Here is a 21,917-nt window from a genome sequence, read left to right as displayed (position 1 = left end):
AATTTTGTTACACAAACTATTGTACTTCATCCCTTCGGTCGCAATAAGGCCCCAAAAGGGCCTTATTGCTCGTCGCGCGAGCCCGCACCGTCACTATAGCGCCCTAAAAGGGCGCTATAGTTCCCGAAGCTGTGCAATTCGCGAGCTCTCGGTCGCAATAAGGCCCCGAAAGGGCCTTATTGCTCATCGCGCGAGCCCGTAACGTCACCTTAGCGCCCTAAATGGGCGCTAAAGTTCCCGAAGCTGCGCCATTCGCGAACCTTCGGTCGCAATAAGGCCCCAAAAGGGCCTTATTGCTAGTCGCGCGAGCCCGTAACGTCACTTTAGCGCCCCAAAAGGGCCCTATTGCTCGTCGGCGTGCCCGATCACTCCAAGAATCGTAAGTAATCTTCGCTCTCACTGACTTCCGATAAACGGAACGCAATTGGCGATAGTCCCACCATTTTATGAAAAACCTTCCCGAAGTAGCTCAAGCTTGTATAGCCGCATAAGGCTGCAATGTGTGTAATGGACAGTCCATGATCGCGTAGCAGCTCAGCGGCTTTCTCGATTCGTCGGTTACGGACATAATCCATCGGGGTTATGCGGAAGTAGTGGGGGAACATTTTGCATAAATAATATTTATCCAGCTGTGCGACTTCTGCTAACCGATCCAAGGAAAGGTCATCAGCAATATGGTCCTGGATGTAAACGGCGACGCGCTTGTAGGCGGAGGGGATTTCTAAATTTGTTGGCGCGTTTCCATCCAATAAACAACGTTGCAGCGAAAGCATCCATTCATAAATGCGAAGCGAAAGATCAAATCGGTCATTCAATTGATTCTCCGCTGTATCTGAATACAGTCGCCAAAGAAGCTGAATTGGAGCCGCATCGGGATGGATTTCAAAAACAGGCCCATACGTTTGAAGCAAATCTTGTCGCAACCAATCCTCTTTGAACCCTTCGAAACGAATCCACATAAACTCCCATTGATCGCACAAGGAGGCATCGAATGCATATTCATGATCGCTAGGAATAGCTACCATAAATGCATGGCCTTTCGGAACGGTGTAATGCTCTTTCCCAATGCGAAGTTTACCTACGCCTTTAATTGTCCATTGAAAAATGACCCCTTGCCCGCCGCGCTTTAGTCCATTCCATTGGTAGTTCTCGTCAGTCACCGAGCTGTGCCCGATCGAGATGAGCTTAAACAGATGGCGATTCGCATCTTCCGTGTATCTAAAACCATAGGATTTGTGCACAATATTTTACCACCAATCATCAAAATCTTACTATATTTTCTATTCTTCCTTGGATATATAATATTCGTAATAGATAATATATTACCACAATGGAGGCTGCGGAAGATATGATGCTTAAGGAATGGTTGGATTGTTATGTTCGTGTTGAAGGGACTTATTTGCGGGTTGGGAATGCCAAGATGGAAAGGAGTTGGTCGTTTGCCAGCGGCCGTCCAGTTAATGTTTCTATTTTAGATAAAAATACAGAGCAGGAATGGCTCGCAGCAGAATCCGATACCCCGTTGTTTCAAATACCAGGATTATCTGATGAGCAACAGCCGAATGTCATATTCATTTCGAATTTCGTTGAGAATGACTATGGCGTATCTCAGCCTTATCTACAAACGAATGTAGATATGCACTTTGAAGCGAAATCTTCCGTCCAACGATTAACTTTGAAGATCTATCCTGATGCGCCTTTCATAAGGCATGAAATAACCGTGATACAAGATCGTCAAGTCAAAAGCAATCATACCCCGCCCGATAAGGAAGAATACCTCGCCTGGACTAAAGAAGATTTCGATGTAAAAAGCACGCTTTCCACGGCAGCACTTCAATTAGACACGAATAATAAGCAACGTCACGTCGTGCTGGCTGATTATTGTGATCATATGGTACTTCGAGATCTGCATTGTCGATGGACATCTATTCAATTTCTAGATCAGACAGATACGAACAATAATCTCGTTAGTCGTGACACGGGATTGTTATTCATCAATGAGAAACGAAGCTTACAAGGTAATCTGCTGTTTCTTACGAAAACACTTCATGAGAGCGGTTTATTAATTATCAAAGAAGGTCCAACACCATTGGGGGAATTCGGTAACACTCGCATGGAATTTCAATTTCGCGGGAATCGTTTGAGTCTGGAAGGGACGGGGATCAGTGAAGAAGATCTCCAACAAACACAGGAGACGACATCATACGGTGTAACCATTGGTGTTTATGATGGGTCTATACTCGGCGGATTTGACTTACTGCATAGGTATCATCGCAATCTTCGTGCACACAATTCGGATAGAGATAGTTTCATGATGAGCAATACGTGGGGGGATCGTTCGAGAGATGGCGCAATAAGTGAGTCGTTCTTGATCAAAGAATTACAGGCAGCAGCTGCTCTTGGTTTAAACATTATGCAAATTGATGATGGGTGGCAGAAGGGGGTAACGAGCAATTCCGTGGATGCAGCAACGAAGGCGAATGGAGGGGTGTGGGGCGATTATTATAGTGGCGATGGCGATTTCTGGGAGGTTCATCCGGACAGGTTTCCGGGTGGGCTTGAACCTATCGTTTCGCTTGCCAAGGAACTTCGGGTTGCTTTAGGCTTATGGTATTCACCAGACTCTGTACATGACTTTATGAACTGGGAAAAGGACATTGCTAACTTATTGCATCTACATCGCACTTACAATATTCGTGCATTTAAATTAGATGGAATAGAGATACACTCTAAGCTGGGAGAGATTCGGTTATTGAATTTGATGCGATACGTTCAGAAAGCGACCAATGGGCAAGTTGATTTCAATATTGATACGACCGCTCAGAAGAGACTAGGTTATTTTGGGCAAACCCAATATGGCAGTATCTTTCTTGAGAATCGTTACTCCGATTGGAAAAATTATTATCCTCACTGGACGCTGCGCAATCTTTGGATGCTAGCTCCTTATTTACCATCTTCGAGACTGCAAATGGAATTCTTGAATGTGAATCGCAACACGGATAACTATGCGGAAGATCCTTTAGCTCCGGATGCATGCGGGCAAGTCTATGCGTTCGCAGCAACAGCGTTCTCGAACCCATTAGCTTGGATGGAACTAACGAGATTAGAGGAGCAGCAAATGGATTGTTTGTCTAGAACTATTCAGGCGTTGAAACCTTATCATGCTGAGATCTTAGCTGGACAAGTTTTACCAATTGGTGAAGAACCCTCCGGTGCTAGCTGGACAGGCTTGCAAAGTATTTGCAGCCCGACCCATGGTTATGTCCTTATTTTCCGCGAGCTGCATGAATCTGACTCCGCAGCTATGAAACTTTGGGGCGTAAGTGGTGCCGTAAACGTAACCGAGCTGATGCGAATGGATGTAAAAGATGAAGTGCTAATTCCTCAATCGCACCTTCAAATGGTCTGGGAGTCGACTCCGCAAGGAGAATATGTGGTCACACGACCAGCACCATTCACTTTCGTCATGTACCGGTACGACAAGTCATCGATTTCTTGAGGGTTAGATTCGCGACGGCCCAATTACGGTAGAATTATCCGAATTGTTGCAACTTGCTCAGGAAAAGATTACGATCGAAGTGAACGTCAAGATTCGATTCCGTAAATTCGCAGCGAATAGCTGTAATGGCAAGGTGAGCTTATGAGTCTATTTGTTAAGCAAGAACAAGTCGTTTCCGATTCTATACATGTGATGGATACGCAATGCCCCTTTTGCAGTGTACAGTGCAAAATGCAAGTTATCGAAGATCGCAGCGCCGCCGATGGAAAGTCCGTTTATTCTGTTGTGCCGATGCCAAATCAAGCATCCGAAGGGCGTCTTTGCATCAAAGGCATATATGCTTATCAGCATGTGCTTACAGGAGAACGACTACTTCATCCAATGGTGAAGCGCAATGGCCGGTTCGAGCGAATTACTTGGGATGACGCCTATCGGTTAATCGCAAGTAAATTTAACTACCTCCGTGAAGCGTATGGCAACCATACCGTAGGGTTATATGGCGGAGGATCGCTCACAAATGAATCTGCTTATGTATTAGGAAAATTCGCGCGTGTTGCGCTGCAAACGAAGTACATTGATTATAATGGCAGATTTTGCATGTCGGCCGCGGCATCAGCTGGGGTTAAAGTATTCGGAATTGACCGAGGGTTGACGAATCAACTTTCGGATATTGAATTAGCCGAGTGTATGATACTGGCGGGAACGAATATTGCGGAGTGTCAACCGACGTTGATGCCTTATTTTAAAAGAGCGAAAGAGAAGGGTGCCATCATTATAGCCATTGATCCGCGTGAAACGGGTACAACGCGTATCGCCGATATTCATTTGCGCGTGAAGCCTGGGATGGATGCGACTTTGGCCAATGGGATGCTCAAAGTTCTGCTTGAGGAAGGTTGTTTAGACGAAGAATTCGTAGCTAATCGAACTACTGGCTTAACAGAACTTAGAGCACATCTCGATTCGCTTGATATGGAGGAGATCGCCCACTTAACCGGAGTGCCATCTCAGTTGATTCGTAAAGCCGCATTGAGTTATGGCAAAGCGCAGACGGGCATGGTGTTTACAGCAAGAGGGGTGGAGCAGCAAACGGATGGCCATATGGCGGTTCGAAACTTCCTGAATCTCGTGCTTCTTACTGGTAAAATTGGCAAACCTGGCTGCGGCTATGGCGCCGTCACAGGACAAGGGAACGGGCAGGGCGGAAGGGAGCATGGTCAGAAAGCAGATCAGCTTCCAGGCTACCGGCTGATTGAAAATCCAGAGGATCGCGCTTATGTCGCGAATGTGTGGGGCATCGATCCGAGCGAGTTGCCTGGCAAGGGAGTTTCAGCCTATGAAATGATGGAGAAAGTCCATGAGCAGGAGATTCGGGCTTTGTTCGTGATGGGCTCGAATCCACTCGTCTCGAACCCCAATGCAAACTTCGTTGAAGAAGGCTTGAAGAAGCTCGATTTCCTTGTCGTTGCGGACTTCCTCATCTCCGAAACGGCACAGTTAGCTGATCTGATTTTACCGGTAACAGCCTTTTTAGAGAATGCAGGAACGTTAACGAACCTTGAGGGACGCGTGCTTCTTAGAGAAGCTGATCTTGCAGCACCTGGTGAAGCTAAGCATGATTGGCAGGTTCTATGTGAGCTTGCTGAGCAGCTTGGAAAAGGTCAATTCTTTCAATTTACACAGGTGGAAGATGTCTTTAATGAGCTTCGACTAGCAAGTCGTGGAGGAACAGCAGATTATTATGGTATTACGTATGAGCGATTGCGGAAGGAAGAAGGCGTCTATTGGCCTTGTCCAGAAGAAGGGCACCCTGGTGCCAAACGCTTATTCGAATCTTCTTTTCCGCTTCCAGCGGGAAGAGCGCTTCTCACAACCGTGGAGAATCATCTGCCTAAGGAACAAATCAGTGAGGATTTCCCGCTGTATTTGACCACTGGCCGAGTACTCGTGCATTATCTAACAGGTGTGCAAACACGTAAAAGTCCATCATTAGCCGCGAGAGATGTGGAATCCTTCATGGAGATCCATCCAAGTACAGCGAAAAAGCACCATATCGAAGATGCGACACTTGTGAAATTAACGTCCAAACGCGGTGAAATTCACGTACGGAGTCGATTTAGTGACGCTATTCGCGAAGACACCGTATTTGTGCCAATGCATTGGGGCGATACGCAGAACGTAAATAAATTGACGAATGATGAGCTCGATCCAACATGCAAAATGCCTGGGTTTAAAGTGTGTGCGGTACAGGTAAGCCCGTTAGTATCTGAATATGTATAAAATGAATAAACCGAACTCATCGATCACTTGCAGCGGTGAGTTCGGTTTTTTCATGATTGAGTAAGATGATACGCATATTCCATTGGTCTACGATACAGATCCTTTAATTTAAATCCTTTAAGATCCTTGTATATATTTTTTTGAGGCATGCCATTAAGTTCAATAATCCATAATTTACTTTGTTTGTCTAGTACAAAATCTACGCTCAATTCTCCCAATGTTCCCATAAGACTCTCTGCTTCTTGAGCTGCAGTAATACTTATTTCATTCAGAGACTGTAGGATTTCATTTACTTTTTCAGACGAATATAGTCGCGAAAGAATTGCTGCTACCTCATAAACACGTTCACACATACTTGTGTTAAAGTAACGTTCGTATGCCACTCTACACGTGATGTTGGTAATCATCCAATGACCTACATTCCCTTTTTGAACTAAGACCCTGATGTCAAAATGTTGAAGATCAAGTGGACTCATTTGAATCCCTTGTTGGACCAAAAATATCTTATTTTCAAGAAGTTCATCTAATTTTTCTTGAATACTTTCATTTTTTCTGCAAATAATTCTTGGTGCTAAACTGTGTAAGGAAATGTGAATATCTTCATTCTCCTGACGTTCAATTCGATAGACAGACGCACCTTTAGATCCATAAATCGGCTTTATGAAGACAAGATTATTTATTTCTAATAGTTCCGATATGTTCACTTCATTATATTGACATGTACGGGGGACATATTGCGAAAGTCTCGACTGTTGCAGCTGGTTATAGAGGTCCCATTTATTGAAATGATTGATCGTATTGAAACACTTATTGATACCTATTATTTTCTCCAGGCGTTGAATGGTCATCGAGACTTTGTTGAAACAGCGGTTATAGACGACTTGTGGAAAAGGGTACAAACGTTGTGTCACTTTGCCATTTTTCAGGCTAAGCCCAATAATACGTTGCATTTTCCAACGGATATCTGCTGGAGTGAAAGCAAAAAGTCTCAAGTTTTGATTTTGATAACGTTGGCAAAGTGCCAACATTCGTTTTCTACTATTCCTTGTAGTTACCATAATGCCTATTAATGGGCGCTTGTCCATGCGTATCACTCCCTAGCCATCGAACTATCCTTTAGTAGCTAATGCTAGCGCGATCATTTTGGTATGGGACAATGACATAAATGATCTGAGTTTATTGAATATTTGGTTTTATTTTCCACTTACATTAAACAGATAGGCATTTACTGTGTCTATCTATTTAGGCTTTTAATATGATGAAGTACAGTTGAAAACAGGGAGATGAGATTATTATGGGGAAATGTAATTGCCCCCCAGGACCTCCAGGGCCGGAAGGACCACGAGGGCCCCAAGGACCTACAGGGTCACAAGGGGCAGCAGGTCCTACGGGTGCATCAGGACCAACAGGAGCAACGGGAGCAAAGGGAGCTACGGGGCCAGAAGGGCCACGAGGTCACAAAGGGCAAGAAGGTCCAGAAGGACCACGAGGTCACAAAGGGCCTGAGGGGCCAGCAGGGCCAAGAGGTCACCAAGGTCCAGAAGGCCCAGCCGGAACGCCGGGATCAATAGGGCCAACTGGAGCAACGGGAGTGGCAGGACCTGCGGTACCAGGCCCAGAAGGTCCAGAAGGCCCAACAGGGCCAACAGGAACTGCGGGAACAGTAGGTGCAACAGGAGCTACGGGAGCTACAGGACCTGCGGGTGTAGTAGGGCCAACGGGGCTAACCGGAGCAACGGGTACTGCGGGTATAACAGGGCCAACAGGAGCAACAGGCCCAGCAGGTGCTGGAGGACTAATTCCATTTTCAACGGGTATCATCCTCAGTGGTGCTACAGTGGTATCTGCTGCACCTATTTTAATGGGTTTTGGTAATCATACAGTTGAAGTTATCGATGGTTCTGGAGAATCAACTATGCCACCAGAAGCAGGTGGTTTTGCTTTCCCAATTCCATTTAATGGAACAGTTCATAATTTACAAATAAGCGCAGATTTGTTGGTTGCTTCAGTGGCTTCTATTAATGTGACACCTCTTATATATGATTTTACAGTTTTCAGAGCACCTTCAGCTCCTAATAATGGGGTTAGTCATATTGCTTCACAATACTTGACAACTCCTCTGACTAGCTCCCTTTCTTTTGGAGGTCCTGGTAATACGGTAATTGCGGGTACTTTCTATGCAGCAACGAATATCAATCTTGGAACATTAGGTGTCGTAGTAGGTGATCGTATTGGTATTCGTATAAGGACGAATGTAGCGTCAAATCCTTCAGCAGCTGATATTACTCAACTCTCGTTTAGTGCCAGTCTTTCTTATACGCCTAGTTAAAAAAGTAGTGCAAACCAAGTTAGTTTCTACTAGATTTTGAACTTTCAAAATAAGCTGCCGTATATGGTTTTGTTTAAAAATACCAGAATTTATATATCTGTGGTCTTGGGGTAAGCGATGCTTACCCCTTATTTAATTTGACTTATACTAGGCTTCCAAGCGTAACGTATAGAAATTTCATATGAATTGGAGAGTGTAGAATGAGGGTGGGAAATACTCTCACCGAATTAAGGTTTCTTTACCGAATATGAGCAATATCCCTGTTCCTACTAAAATAACTAATGCAAACATGCCGAATATCCATGCGTAGCCAATATCCGTCTGTACCATTGCTCCTACCAAAAATGGTGCTATTACACTACCTATCCGGCCGAAGCTAGCCGCAAAGCCTGTTCCAACGGCTCTTATTTCAGCTGGGTAATTTTCTGGCGTGTACGCGTACAGTGCTCCCCAAGCTCCTAAATTAAAAAAGGATAATAACGAGCCGGTTAATAAAAGCATGGAGATGCTGTTGCTTAGCCCGAAACCAACTGACATTACCCCAGAAAGAACAAGAAAAACGGATAAAGTCCGCTTGCGACCCCATTTCTCCACAACATAAGCGGCTGCAAAATAACCAGGCAGTTGGGCTAATGTCATGAGAAGCACATAACGAAAGCTCTGAATCATGGAGAAACCTTTATCGACCAAAACGGAAGGAAGCCAAAGAAACATCCCGTAATAGGAAAAAGCAATGGCAAACCAAACAGCCCAAAGTGCAATGGTCTCGCTTTGATAAGTGGTGAACAACTCCCTTAATTTAATCGGGTGCCCACGATGATTACCGAATTGTGGCGATTCCGGAACCGCTCGCCGGACCCAAAAAGCAAACAATACAGGGATTGCCCCAATCATGACAGCTGTTCGCCATCCTAATGGCGGGATCACGAAGTAAGCGAGGACAGCCGCTATTATCCAGCCTGCAGCCCAGAAACTCTCCAGCAACACAACAATTCGCCCTTTTTTATCGGGCGGCGCAAATTCATTAACAAGTGTAGAGGCTACAGGGAGCTCAGCACCTAGCCCAAGACCCATTAAGAAACGGAGTATAAGCATACTACCGAATCCGCTTGCAAATGCACTCCCAAAGCTGAATACACCAAAACACACTAAGGTCAGTAAAAACACGGGACGACGCCCAAACTTATCCGCAAGGTAACCGCCGAAAGCGGCACCGATTGCCATGCCAATTAGATTGACCGAACTGAGAAGCCCTGCCTCTTGGGCCGTGAGCGCCCACTCTTTGCGAAGTGCAACAAGGATAAAAGATAATAAACCGACATCCATGGCATCAAATAACCAGCCAAACCCAGCAGCCCAAAAAACTTGACGAAAGACGAGTTTGGGATCCTTTTTATTACTTACATTGGTGATGAAGCTTCCTCCTTTATGTACTAGTCGCGTTTACCACATCTTCAATTCGTTTATATTTTCCCATTTATTACTTAGAAGATACGGTGTTATGCCTGTCCAGTGAGAAAATTTGGAAGAGAGGTACCCATAGAAGTCGAATCGGTTATAATAGGAATGAATTGTAAACGACAGCGGGACAAGTATTTGAAGGAGCGCGATAGAGATGAAGCGTACGACGATTTTAATCGCAGATGATGAGGCGGAGATCGCTGATTTGGTTGCGTTGCATTTAGAGAAAGAGGGCTATCACCTCATTAAAGTATCCGATGGGAAAGAGGCTATTCAAGCGATTGAGTCACATGCTATTGATCTGGCTATTCTAGATATCATGATGCCGAAGATGGATGGGTATGAAGTGACGCGGCAAATTCGAGAGCGCTATCCATTGCCGATCATTTTTTTGAGTGCCAAATCCTCTGATTTAGATAAAATAACTGGGTTAGTTATGGGCGCAGTCGATTATATGACGAAACCGTTCAACCCTATGGAGTTGGTGGCTCGGGTGAATGCTCAACTGCGGCGATCTATTCAGTTGAGCCAGCCGGCGCTAGCAAGCAGCCCCGTATTGGATGTGGGAGGTGTGACCATCGATGCGGATCAAAGATCTGTTCTTCTATATGGAGAGAAAGTCGAGCTTACGCCGAAAGAATTTGAAATCCTGTACCTTTTAGCAAGTCACCCTAAGAAAGTGTTCAGTGCAGAACATATTTTCGGACATGTGTGGGGAGAAGCTTACTACGAAAGTGGTAACACGGTCATGGTTCATATTCGTACACTGCGCAAAAAACTCGGTGAAGATAGCAATAAAAACAAATTAATCAAAACCGTATGGGGTGTGGGATATACATTCAATGGCTAATTTATTACGCAGCTTTCGATCCAAAATGATCGGTTTATTAGGGCTTAGCATGCTATTGTCCGGTACATTTACCTTTATACTTTATCGCGTATTAAAGCTTTATTATGCAGGTGTTCGAAGGGAAGATCCTGTAGCTAAATTACGACAGTTTGTTAACACGATTGGTGACTTAAACTTTTTCTTGATTGTGTTTGTGCCGCTTTCTATTTTGTGTTTCTTCTTCCTTACTAAGCGATATGCCACTTATTTTAACGAGATCTCGACGGGTATTCATCGTCTTGCTGGCGGTGACTTTCATAATCGTATTCATATTGATTCGAATGATGAGTTCAAGGATATTGCCGACGATATCAATATGGCTAGTGAGAAGCTGCAACAAGCCGTTGAACGTGGAGATTTTGCGGAAAATAGTAAGGACCAACTTGTTCTGAACTTAGCACATGATTTACGTACGCCGCTTACTTCTGTGATCGGATATCTCGATTTTATTTTGCAGGATGATCAGCTAACGAAAGAGCAAATGCTACATTACACGACGATTGCTTTTAACAAATCTCAACGATTAGAGAAACTCATTGATGAATTATTTGAAATAACCCGAATGAAATTCGGCATGCTTTCCATTGATCAAAAGCAAATAGATCTGAGTGAACTGCTTGTTCAATTGAATGAGGAAATGTACCCTGTTTTCGAAAAGAGTCATTTGATTTGCAGGTTGCAGGTTGCTCCGCACTTGGAAATATCGGCTGATGGAGAGTTGCTGGCCCGCGTATTTGAAAATCTTTTATCTAATGCCAATCGGTATGGAAAAGACGGTCAATTTGTCGATATTAACGGCCAGAGGGACGGGGGAGAAGCCGTCGTTCAAGTGATCAATTATGGTAATTGCATACCTGAAGATGAACTTCCGCATCTGTTTGAAATGTTTTATACAGGTGACCAAGCTCGAACCCATCAGGGAGGGAGTACAGGACTTGGTCTTTTCATCGCCAAAAATATTGTGGAACAGCACGGAGGAACGATTACCGTTCAAAGTAATGTGATTCGTACGCTTTTTGAAGTGCGTTTGCCGATAAGTAAAACCGAAGTTTAAGAAAAATTTTATATTTGCCCCACTTCTAATTTAAAATGTTTTCTTTATTCTAAATGCAAGTAAGGTTTAGGAGGGAAACAGGAAATGAAGAAGTGGGTTTTTTGGCTTGTTATAGCAGTTCTTCTCAGTTATGAAGCCATACAGCAGCATTCAGCAAAAGCAGATCGTCAAGTTGACCATTCGGAAGTGGAAATGAGTCCACATGTGGTAACTTCCTCAGGTATGGATCTTGTAATTAAATTGACCAAAGATCAGATTTACCAAGGGAATCTAGTTTTAATTAATAAGGAGAACCCGGTTCATCAGGTAGGCATACACACTGATGTGCTTAATCTTTTTCAACATAAAGAGTTGGTCAAAGGATTTGGTTTGCTAGATAACTCGATTCGATTGTCACAAAGCATTATTCAACCATTTACAACGATGATGAAAGCAGCAGACAAAGACGGTGTACGTCATTTTATGATTAATAGTGGTTATCGAGACAATCAAGAGCAAGGTCAGCTCTATAAAGATATGGGTGCTAATTATGCTTTACCTGCGGGATATAGTGAACATAACTTAGGCTTGGCACTTGATATAGGTTCTACGCAGTCCGATATGAATCAAGCGCCCGAGGGGGATTGGTTAATCCGAAATGCCGCGGACTATGGGTTTATATTACGGTATCCCAAGGATAAAACAGCGATTACTGGCATCCAATATGAACCTTGGCATTTTCGCTATGTAGGCTTACCACACAGTGTGATTATGCAGCAGATGAACTTGTCGTTAGAAGAATATTTGGCATATTTAAAACAACAAAGTAACATTACAACGAAGGTAAAAGGGAAAATCTACGAGATCTCGTATTATCCGATCACACAGAATAGTACCATTCAAGCGCCTAACAATCGTTCCTATCACCTATCGGGCAACAATATGGATGGCATAATCGTCACCTTGCTTCCATGAGAGCACTTCATAACTTAGGGGAGAGTGAGACTGCGGTATGAAACAAATCAAAGTATGGAATGAGATGCTGCTGTCGGCTTTATTCGCTTTTTATATGTGTGTACTGTTCAAGGTCATTCTATTTAAATTTAGTAGCATAGACTTAGCTTTTCTGTGGCATCAACTTCAGCGGAATATCGAGAATCCAGCGCATATCCAAAATCGATTAGAAGTTGCGAACTTCACGCCTTTCGTTTCGATATCGAATAACATTCAAAACTTATCCTCACACGATCTCATCAATTTGTTTGGGAATATCGCGGTATTCATGCCTTACGGTATGTTTCTTGTCCTGATGTGGCGGCATAAGAAGATTACATTGTACGGTGCACTGCTGCGGTCTGTGGGGTTAAGTTTATGCTTGGAAAGTTTACAACTAGTACTTTCAATGGGGAGCTTTGATGTGGATGATCTCATTCTAAATGGGTTTGGTGGTCTACTCGGGTATATTGTTTTTAAGCTGTCCGTAAAATGCAAGACAATGATTCAACGAATGTTTGAATCTCAACACATGACGTTTTCAAAAGAAGGTAACATAACCTAAGGTGATGACATGCGAGAATAGGCCGTCCTTCAAGTAAAGTAATCTACTTGAGGACAGCCTATTTGTTTCCCTACCCTTATTTTTCAATAGGACCTGTATCCACAACCTCGAAATCGCTGCCTTTGAGCTTTCCTAATTTATGTAAGTCATCGTCGTCCCATTTCGGGTCAGGTGCTCCGCTCACATAAAGATCACTGCCGTTATCGGCAACGATCATGCCGTATTTTTTCATAGCTCGCAAGATCGCTTGGTTGGTCGTCGAGTAGCCGGAAATATCGAAATCGTTGCGCAGCCTGAGTCGAAGGCCCATAGGTGGAAGATTCGGATCTGTGCTGCTCGATGCATAATGCGTAGCTGGAGCTATGAATCCCCGTTGTGTCTTCCGAACCGTGAAACGGAGTGCGTGGTTAATTTCGCCTGTACTGGCTTCGTCATATCGTACAAGACCAGGGAAGATTGGCAAGCCGGCCGCGTCAGCGGAGGTCCAATATTTGGGTCGAAGCGTATTGGCTTTCAAATCCCACTTAGCGCCGTTCGAAGCCTGCCATCCATCAGGCGTGACACGTGCATTGAACAATTCATAGAGCATCGCATTGTCTTTATCGACCACGATGACATGACGATCACCATCGCTGTTTGTTCCGCCTTCAATTGGTGCATTCGCTGGAATTGGGTAGGGGCCAGGATCGCTTTCATCGCTATAATCCGTAAATGTTACGTTTACTTTCGGTTGATCTTCGCTTACGATTGTATAGGGAATCCCAATGGGTGCCCCTTGCCATTCCGTACCAAAATCAGCATGCACACTCGTATTAAAGCCGATTGACTCGATGTACTGCTTGGATTTCTGATGAGTAGGGAAGCCAGAGATATCCGTATTCCATGGATTATCCTTTGGAAATACTTGCAATGTTGCAGAGCCTGATGATGCGTTCTCTTTATCGTTAGTTGGAAGTGGAATCTGTTTGGGTTTATCCCCTACGAAGATCGAGCTTGTCGCATCATCCCAACTCACAGGTTTCCCTAAGGATTCCGTCAGAAATCGAAGAGGGACATAGGTCGTATTTTTGTAAATGAAGCCTTGAAGATCTGTAGGGGGTTGCTTAACCTCGCCATCGAAATAATACTGCAGTTTTCGAAAATAAACGTCAATTCCGATTGGATCGGTCGCAGCGTAGGAAAGCCCTGAGAAAAACAAGGCACCACATAGGAATCCAACTGTTCCTGATTTCCATTTACCCACTTGTTACCACACTCCATTGTCTTTAGTTGGCATTATGCTAGATTTGTCTTGACTATTCGTAGGTTATACAATGCTTTGTGTCCAGAACGACAGGATGGCATCCTTCAAGATTTACATTTATGAGATGAAACTATACATTCACGGAGGGCTTACAATGAGTCAACGCTATCGCATTACGAGATCTTTTCAACAAAATGAACAAGCTGTACCATCCATTTCATTGGAAGAGTGTAAAGAATACTTTGCTACACAACCGGATTTCACTTACACATCCGTATTTACTGTGACTGGCGCCACCAGCATGTCTATCGAGGGGGATTTCTTCCTGTGGAGCTATGGTGAAATCAAGATTCCTTTCCGGCATTATCAGGGGGATCTTTATGTTTCAGGTACGAATGAAGCAGTCATTCCAAAGATGTTAGAGGTAGCAAGTGAATTGGGAGCCGATGTGGGGGAAGGTTAAAATCGTTAATGTTTGTGTTTTGCACAAAAATTCTATCTAATATTTACAACATACTCTCCTCATACTTTTAAGCTATAGTAGTAGTTGAACTTAGCTGATAAACTATCGTATATTCTGATTATCATTTGGGAGACATAAACAACTAGATATTAAGGGGGGACGTCTTTGCATACGAATACTTTCATTCACATATTAAAAACAGAACTCGTCGTCGCGCTTGGCTGCACAGAGCCAGTTGCGATTGCCTTGGCTGCCGCGAAGGCTCGAAGCTATGTGAAAGGTCCTATTGAAAAGGTCACTGTTCATGCTAGTGCAGGTATCATCAAGAATGCATTAGCCGTAGGGATTCCAGGGACGAATGTAACCGGGATTGATTTTGTCGCGGCTTTAGGAGCTATCGCTGGGAATGCGGATAAACAATTAGAAGTACTTGCTGATATTCAGCCAAGTGATGTTGTTATGGCGCAGGACATGGTAGAACGTGGCCTTTCAGTGGTGCATCTTGCTGATACTCCCAGAAAGTTATATATTGAAGTCGTCGTGAGCACAGAAGGAAGCTATGCAAAGGTTATTATTACTGATAATCATACCAATATCACGCTGATTGAAGTGGATGGTCAAGTTGTAGAATCAGGCGGCTGCGCCAATGCAAGCTTCAAGAGTTCCAAAGAGGAACGAGGCGAGCTTACGATCGATGGGATCGTAGAATTCGTCAAAACAGTCGATCTCACTGAACTCCAACTGGTCAAGCAAAGCATTGAATTGAACCGTAAAGCAGGATTAGACGGATTAGCGAATGATTATGGTCTCCAAGTTGGGAAGACGATTAAAGAGAATGTGCAAAAAGGCATTTTGTCAGATGACCTAATCTCGCATGCGATGGCGCTAGCTTCCGCGGGGTCAGATGGTCGTATGGCTGGGTCGAGCATGCCTGTTATGGCGAATTCGGGCAGTGGCAATCAGGGTATTGCTGCGACGAACCCTGTTATTGCGGCAGCGGAGAAACTGGGCTCTTCGGAGGAACAACTTATTCGTGCTGTGGCGCTAAGTCACCTAGTTACGATTCATATTAAATCCAAATTCGGTCGATTGTCTGCTTTATGCGGTGTCACTGTATCGGGTACAGGTGCAAGCTGTGGCATTACCTATCTACTCGGTGGTGGGATCAACGAAATTAAAGCCGCCATTCAAAACATGCTCGGCAATGTAACCGGGATGATGTGTGATGGTGCCAAAGGCGGTTGTGCGATGAAAGTTGCCACTTGTACGAGTGCGGCGGTCCAATCTGCGCTTCTTGCTTCGAAGGGAATGACCATATCCTCTACGAACGGCTTTATCGAAAATGACGCTGAGAAAACGATCGACAACTTCTGTCGGATCGGGAATGAAGCCACATCCGAAATCGATAAACTCGTCCTTGAAATGATGTTAAACAAAAACATATAGTTGGTTTATGATCCGCCGCGAGGCGGATTTTTTGTTTGTATTGGCATTTATATGTTGGGAAGAAGAATATTTCATCTGGTTATGTGCCAGTTAAAAGTGAAGCAGATGAAAAAGCTCCTATCTTTGTTTAACTGTAAAATCTACAGCTAATACCACGATTTACGGGGGAAAAGAGTGAATAGATGGAAAAAAGGTAGTTATATTTCGAGTATTCGCCAGTTACTTCGAGAAAGTGTAAAAATAGCTTCATAATTTCCATTTATTCCACTTTTGAGGGAGAATAGTGCGAAATTAACTGTACAATTTCCATCAATTTACGATTGTGTAACGTAACCATGACAGCAACCCAACCCAAGATAACACAATACAACTCAATACAACTCAACTAAATACAACCAAGGTCAATTTAACAAAACCCAACCAGCTCCAACCAACCCTAACTAACCGCAATTACCGCGCTTATGAGCGGGAGTAGTATTCCAATCGTTCCTTTTTTTACCTATCCCACGCCTCTACACAGATCGTATACGACAAATCTCCTCAACTTGAGATGTTGGCGGAGTATGTTTTATTTTAACGTATAGGGAAAAAAAATTATATACGAACAGTGTACTTTACGAACGGTGTTCGTTATGGTATAACTATGTCATGACATTCCAAATCTAATTCCGAGGTGCACACCATGATGACAAATAGAAATGAACAACATCGTATCGCAATTATAGGCGCTGGCCCTGGTGGGTTAACACTTGCTAGAATTCTGCAGGAGCATGGCGTGAAGACGGTCGTTTATGAACGTGAAGCATCACCAATAAGTCGTCAGCAAGGTGGTTCGTTAGACATACATCCAGAATCGGGACAAAGAGCGCTTAGAGAAGCTGGTTTACTTGAACAATTCCAAGCATTAGCTCGCTATGAAGGGGAAGATTTCCGTCTGCTTGATAAAACCGGCAAGGTATACCTGGACGAAGTGGCAGATTCAAAAGACGGTAATCGACCCGAAATTGATCGCGGTACGCTCCGCGGGCTATTGCTGAACGCTATCGACCCAACTTGTATCCATTGGGGCTACAATCTAAACGAAGCCATACCCAAGGACAATGGCCAGCATGAACTTCATTTTGATAATGGACATGTAGATATTGTTGATCTTGTTGTGGCCGCGGACGGTGCTTTCTCTCGAATACGAACGTTATTGACCGATGTAGTACCAACGTATACAGGGCTTAGTATGGTTGAACTCTATGTAAATAATGTAGCTGTTGAGCATCCAGAGATTGCTGCTTTTAATCGACGTGGCAAGTTGTTTGCTTTGTCAGATCATAAGGGCATTTTGGGACAGTTGAATGGTGACGGACGACTTTGTGTGTATGCAGCTTTTCGAGTTGAACAAGATTGGGTTGAAACAAGTGGTATTCCGTTTGATCAGCCTGAGGAGGCGAAGTATCAGTTGTTGAAGCTTTTTGGCGACTGGGATGAATCGCTAACGACATATATTAGTTCCGCGACAGGTCCAATCGTGCCGAGACGTATTTATATGTTGCCTGTCGGGCTTACATGGACACACAAACCGGGTGTTACCCTGATCGGTGATGCCGCACATTTGATGTCTCCTTTTGCAGGCGAGGGTGTGAATCTGGCGATGCTTGACGCTGCTGAACTGGCATTGTCCATCGTTGCTCATCAGGATTTGAGCGCTGCCGTTCAAGCATATGAAGAGAAAATGTATCCATACACAGCAGAATCTGCTAAAATGTCTGATGATAATCTCGCGCTATGTTTTGGCGAAGATGCTGCACCTAAATTGATGGAGCTGATGAATCAGTATCATGACCAATAAACCAACTCGAACGGTTGTAAGCCGTCGTGCACGCCCGGCTAAAGAGCCATTAAGTAAAGAACTCATTGTCGAAACAGCATTGGGGTTAGTAAAGTCCGAAGGCTCATCTGGACTCAGCATGCGGAAAATTGCCAAGGCGTTGGACACAGGCCCGTCATCCCTATATGTGTATGTAACCAACCAACAGGAGCTAAGTGCCTATGTTTTGGATGCTGGGCTAGCGGAAGTGACTTTCTCATCATCAGATTCAGGAACCTGGCAATCGCGGCTACTCGATGTGTTAGACTCGTATTTAATGGTTCTATTCGACGCTCCAGGAATCGCAGAGCTCGCACTTACGACTATTCCGGTTGGGCACAACTCACTAGGAATTACAGAGTATATGCTGCAGCAATTGAATGAAGCAGGTGTCGGTGCCACATCTGCGGCATGGGGAATTGATTTATTAACTCTGTATGTGTCTTCCGTCGCTTTCGAACAAACATCTCGCAATCAAGTTGGAACAACGCTGCAAGCCGTTAAAGCTTCTTATCAATCTCTGGATGCCAAGCGATACCCGTTGCTTATGGGTTTGAGAGAGGAGATGACCTCCGCGGACGGTAAAGAACGTTTTCGTTGGGGGTTGGAAGTGATTCTGCAAGGCATATTGCAAAGGAAGAATGAGGTTTAATTTCAAAAAAGGACGATACCACCAAGTCAATGGACTTGAAGGTGCCGTCCTTTTTTAGCTTCAAGAAGAGGATTTGCTGCTAAGCGTTGCGCTGAGTTGATCAATCTGCTCATCAAGAACATGACTAGCTTGGTCTAGAAACTTTGTGATGAAAGCAAGCTCTTCCTCTGTATAGGAGGAAGCCAATTTCACCATTGCACTGTGAAGGGGGAGGTAAGTCTGACTGACATCTTCCTTGTTTTCATACAAAGGAACTATGATTACTTTCCGACGATCATTCGGGTCATTTTGCCTACGAACGTAACCATTTTTCTCAAGTCGGTCGATGAGTGCAGTAATACTGCCTGTAGCAAGTCCGGTTAGTTTGGACAGCTCTCCCGCGGTAATCGGACCTCTATCACGGAGAATATCGATGGAAATGAAATCGTTATTGTATAACCCTAGCGAGGTAGCGACATTTTGCTGGTAGAGCACCGTACGTGTACCGAGGCTACGCATGCGTAAAGTAAATTGCTCCTGAAGATCCGTTGGTTGCTCGTCTTGATAGCTTGACAAAAGACAGCCCTCCTTTTAAGATGGAATATATCTCGATTATCAAGATACTTTTAAATCGAGATACTAGATGGTCGTAATATTAATCTTGTTTATTATAACGAAATCGCTCCGCACATGCAAAGTGGTAGGAAAGATAGGAGGAATTAGTATGAATGAATACATCATCATCAAGGGTGCCCGTGAGAATAATCTGAAAAACATTTCTTTATCAATTCCTAAATACAAGCTAGTCGTGCTGACAGGACCATCGGGCTCTGGCAAATCGACGCTTGCGATGGATACCCTTCAACGTGAATGTCAGAGACAGTATATGGAATCCATGGGCATGGCTTCAGGGTCAGTCAGCAAACCAAAGGTTGAGTCCATTGAAGGACTTTCCCCGTCCATAAGTGTTGGACAGCATGTTACGAACCGAAATCCGCGCTCCACAGTGGGAACGGTAACGGATATTTACACGTATGTCCGGTTTATTTTTTCCCGATTTGGGGAGCGGATATGTCCTTCCTGCAGCGGACTTATACCGCCTTCATTTGAGCAACAAGGCTTGCTCCTAGAGGATGACGAAGACATGTACAATCCGACGATTACCTGCCCTCATTGCGATGCGTCCCTGGATACGCTAAGCATGTCACACTTTTCCTTTAACAAGCCGGAAGGAGCCTGTGAGACTTGCAGCGGGCTTGGGCATGTCGCGAGCATCCATGAAGCTGCTGTGTTCAATTCTGAGCTGAGTCTAAGAGAAGGTGGCGTTGCCTCACTAAGTGGTGTTCATCGTGATATCCAAATCCGTATTCTGGTGGCGGCCGCCAAGCATTATGGATTTGAGCTGGATCCCGATCAGCCATTGAAAGAATACGGCGAGATACAGCGTGATTTGCTGTACTACGGAGTTGAGAGCGAAGCATTCAAGCGCCATTATCCCCAAGTGAAGCCTGTCCAAGGCACGAAATTTGAAGGTGTTATCCCAGGATTATGGCGGCGTTATAAAGAGAAAGAAGGGGAGTCAGGTGGTCAGGAAAAGGACAATAGCTTTTTCCATGAAACGATATGTCCAGATTGCCTCGGAGCGCGTCTGAAGAAGGAAATACGCCAAGTGCGGACAGCAGGATCGACAATCACTGAAGTCGCGGACTGGTCACTTAGTGATGTCTATTCGTGGTTAAGCGACTTACAAATAGCGCTTCCGCCAGAAGGGCAGCATTTATTAGAGCCGATCATCCATGACATGCCTACGAAGCTTAAACGGATTTTGGATGTCGGACTAGGTTATCTTTCTTTGAATCGTCAAACGGTGACATTATCCGGTGGTGAGACACAACGGCTACGTCTTGCTTCGCTACTAGGATCAGGTTTGACTGGTGTGCTCTTTATCCTAGATGAACCGACCACAGGATTGCACCCGCGGGATACGGTTGGCCTCATTCGCGTACTTCAACAGTTGCGTGATCTAGGCAATACTGTCCTTGTTATTGAGCATGATGTCGAGATGATGCGTGCAGCAGATCATATTATCGATATCGGACCAGGGGCTGGAGAATACGGTGGAACTGTTGTAGGAGAGGGCAGTCTAGAGGAATTGATTGCCAATGAGTCCTCCGTAACGGGTGCCTATTTACGCGAAGATCGTCTACCATCTCCGTCACGGCTTCGCAGCGCAGGGAATGGACATCTCATCTCAATCCGGGAAGCACAGGTTCGCAATGTAAGTATTTCATCGGTTTCATTTCCGTTAGGTTGCTTGGTTGCCGTTACTGGGGTTTCTGGTTCAGGAAAATCGACACTCGTTTTTGATATTCTTGCCCAAGGTAGCAGCGGGACTCACCTAACAGGTTGCGAAGAAATAACGGGCTTGGAGCATGTCGGACAAACGGTAATCTTTGATCAAACACCAATGGGGCGAATGCAGCGTTCGAATGTAGCTACCTATACTGATGTGTTTACGCATCTGCGTCAGTTATTTGCTGGATTGCCCGAAGCCAAAATACGTAAGCTAACATCTAAACATTTTTCATTTAATACATCAGGTGGTCGTTGCGAGAAATGTCAAGGTCTAGGTACAGTATCCGTTGATATGAATTTCCTGCCCGATCTGGAAGTGAAGTGCCCGGATTGCAAGGGGAAACGCTTTACAGATGAGGTACTTCAGGTTCATTTTAAGGGACTATCCATATCTGACATACTGAATATGTCTATTCAAGAAAGTCTCGAAATCCTTAAGACGGAAGTGAAAATAGCGGCGATCATCGAGATGTTGTGCGAGGTCGGACTTGGTTACCTGAAATGGGGGCAATCGGTCAAAACTTTGTCAGGCGGTGAGGGACAGCGTATTCGACTCGCCAAAGAGTTAAGTAAGCCGGCAAAACATCACACGCTTTACTTACTGGACGAGCCGACGACAGGACTCCATCCGTCGGATATCAAACAGCTACACGCTTTACTGCGTAAGCTGGTAGATTCAAGAAATACCGTTGTGATCGTTGAACACAGCTTGGAACTGATACGGGAATCCGACTGGATCATCGATATCGGTCCAGAGGGAGGCGCAGCAGGAGGCAAGCTCGTTGCCGTTGGTACTCCTGAGCAGGTAGCTGAGGTTCAAGCTTCGCATACGGGGAGATTTTTGAAACACATATTGTGATAAGAGGGGAAATGAA

17 protein-coding genes are annotated in these 21,917 nt (G+C 44.5%); 12 read left to right on the top strand and 5 right to left on the bottom strand.

What is annotated here, in order from left to right; all coding sequences use genetic code 11:
• Positions 1-365: 365 nt before the first annotated feature.
• The gene (locus tag GC096_RS21295; RefSeq protein ID WP_171632988.1) at positions 366-1,241 is read right to left on the bottom strand and encodes a helix-turn-helix transcriptional regulator; all 876 of its coding nucleotides are present in this window, start codon (positions 1,239-1,241) and stop codon (positions 366-368) included.
• A gap of 107 nt (positions 1,242-1,348) precedes the next feature.
• On the opposite strand from GC096_RS21295, the gene GC096_RS21290 reads away from it, so the two are divergent.
• Both GC096_RS21290 and nasC read left to right on the top strand, forming a co-directional pair.
• Positions 1,349-3,499, top strand: coding sequence for an alpha-galactosidase (locus GC096_RS21290; protein ID WP_171632987.1), 2,151 nt, complete (start codon positions 1,349-1,351; stop codon positions 3,497-3,499).
• Between the two features lie 141 nt (positions 3,500-3,640).
• Positions 3,641-5,776, top strand: a complete 2,136-nt coding sequence (gene nasC / locus GC096_RS21285) for an assimilatory nitrate reductase catalytic subunit NasC (RefSeq protein WP_246302871.1) — start codon at positions 3,641-3,643, stop codon at positions 5,774-5,776.
• Between the two features lie 50 nt (positions 5,777-5,826).
• On the opposite strand, the gene GC096_RS21280 is transcribed toward nasC, so the two are convergent.
• On the bottom strand, positions 5,827-6,861 hold the full coding sequence (locus tag GC096_RS21280) for a YheC/YheD family endospore coat-associated protein (RefSeq protein WP_171632985.1): 1,035 nt from the start codon (positions 6,859-6,861) through the stop codon (positions 5,827-5,829).
• 209 nt (positions 6,862-7,070) lie between these two features.
• On the opposite strand from GC096_RS21280, the gene GC096_RS39130 reads away from it, so the two are divergent.
• Complete coding sequence (locus tag GC096_RS39130) at positions 7,071-8,105, top strand: hypothetical protein (protein ID WP_171632983.1); 1,035 nt, start codon at positions 7,071-7,073, stop codon at positions 8,103-8,105.
• A gap of 219 nt (positions 8,106-8,324) precedes the next feature.
• Here GC096_RS39130 and GC096_RS21270 read toward each other — a convergent pair whose 3' ends face one another.
• Positions 8,325-9,518 (bottom strand): MFS transporter, encoded by a 1,194-nt coding sequence (locus GC096_RS21270; protein WP_376769514.1) that lies wholly within the window; start codon positions 9,516-9,518, stop codon positions 8,325-8,327.
• Between the two features lie 202 nt (positions 9,519-9,720).
• Here GC096_RS21270 and GC096_RS21265 point away from each other — a divergent pair, with 202 nt between their 5' ends.
• The 4 genes from GC096_RS21265 (at position 9,721) to GC096_RS21250 (ending at position 13,046) form a co-directional block, all read left to right on the top strand.
• Positions 9,721-10,416 (top strand): response regulator transcription factor, encoded by a 696-nt coding sequence (locus tag GC096_RS21265; protein WP_171632980.1) that lies wholly within the window; start codon positions 9,721-9,723, stop codon positions 10,414-10,416.
• Positions 10,409-11,509, top strand: a complete 1,101-nt coding sequence (locus GC096_RS21260; protein ID WP_171632978.1) for a HAMP domain-containing sensor histidine kinase — start codon at positions 10,409-10,411, stop codon at positions 11,507-11,509. Before GC096_RS21265 ends, GC096_RS21260 begins: the two co-directional genes overlap by 8 nt.
• Positions 11,510-11,593: 84 nt before the next feature.
• Complete coding sequence (locus GC096_RS21255) at positions 11,594-12,463, top strand: M15 family metallopeptidase (RefSeq protein WP_171632977.1); 870 nt, start codon at positions 11,594-11,596, stop codon at positions 12,461-12,463.
• Positions 12,464-12,500: 37 nt separating this feature from the next.
• Positions 12,501-13,046 carry a VanZ family protein gene (locus GC096_RS21250; protein WP_246302870.1) on the top strand — a complete coding sequence of 182 codons (546 nt, stop codon included), beginning with the start codon at positions 12,501-12,503 and terminating at the stop codon, positions 13,044-13,046.
• Between the two features lie 76 nt (positions 13,047-13,122).
• Here GC096_RS21250 and GC096_RS21245 read toward each other — a convergent pair whose 3' ends face one another.
• On the bottom strand, positions 13,123-14,289 hold the full coding sequence (locus tag GC096_RS21245; protein ID WP_171632975.1) for a stalk domain-containing protein: 1,167 nt from the start codon (positions 14,287-14,289) through the stop codon (positions 13,123-13,125).
• Positions 14,290-14,443: 154 nt separating this feature from the next.
• Between GC096_RS21245 and GC096_RS21240 the strand changes: the two genes are divergently transcribed.
• The 4 genes from GC096_RS21240 to GC096_RS21225 all read left to right on the top strand — a co-directional run bounded on the left by GC096_RS21240 (position 14,444) and on the right by GC096_RS21225 (position 18,708).
• Positions 14,444-14,752 (top strand): hypothetical protein, encoded by a 309-nt coding sequence (locus tag GC096_RS21240; protein ID WP_171632974.1) that lies wholly within the window; start codon positions 14,444-14,446, stop codon positions 14,750-14,752.
• Between the two features lie 165 nt (positions 14,753-14,917).
• Positions 14,918-16,198: an L-cysteine desulfidase family protein gene (locus GC096_RS21235; RefSeq protein ID WP_171632972.1), complete on the top strand. Its 1,281-nt coding sequence runs from the start codon at positions 14,918-14,920 to the stop codon at positions 16,196-16,198.
• 682 nt (positions 16,199-16,880) lie between these two features.
• Positions 16,881-18,038: an FAD-dependent oxidoreductase gene (locus GC096_RS21230; RefSeq protein WP_171632971.1), complete on the top strand. Its 1,158-nt coding sequence runs from the start codon at positions 16,881-16,883 to the stop codon at positions 18,036-18,038.
• The gene (locus GC096_RS21225; RefSeq protein WP_171632969.1) at positions 18,028-18,708 is read left to right on the top strand and encodes a TetR/AcrR family transcriptional regulator; all 681 of its coding nucleotides are present in this window, start codon (positions 18,028-18,030) and stop codon (positions 18,706-18,708) included. Before GC096_RS21230 ends, GC096_RS21225 begins: the two co-directional genes overlap by 11 nt.
• Before the next feature lie 60 nt (positions 18,709-18,768).
• Here GC096_RS21225 and GC096_RS21220 read toward each other — a convergent pair whose 3' ends face one another.
• The gene (locus GC096_RS21220) at positions 18,769-19,263 is read right to left on the bottom strand and encodes a MarR family winged helix-turn-helix transcriptional regulator (protein WP_171632967.1); all 495 of its coding nucleotides are present in this window, start codon (positions 19,261-19,263) and stop codon (positions 18,769-18,771) included.
• A 148-nt stretch (positions 19,264-19,411) separates the two neighbouring features.
• Between GC096_RS21220 and uvrA the strand changes: the two genes are divergently transcribed.
• Positions 19,412-21,901 carry an excinuclease ABC subunit UvrA gene (gene uvrA / locus GC096_RS21215; protein ID WP_171632966.1) on the top strand — a complete coding sequence of 830 codons (2,490 nt, stop codon included), beginning with the start codon at positions 19,412-19,414 and terminating at the stop codon, positions 21,899-21,901.
• Positions 21,902-21,917: the final 16 nt, after the last annotated feature.

Origin of the sequence: Paenibacillus plantarum, assembly GCF_013141695.1 — a bacterium.
Lineage (GTDB): Bacteria > Bacillota > Bacilli > Paenibacillales > NBRC-103111 > Paenibacillus_E > Paenibacillus_E plantarum.
The sequence above is the reverse complement of the archived record's forward strand: the minus strand, read 5'-3'. Positions and strand labels throughout refer to the sequence as shown.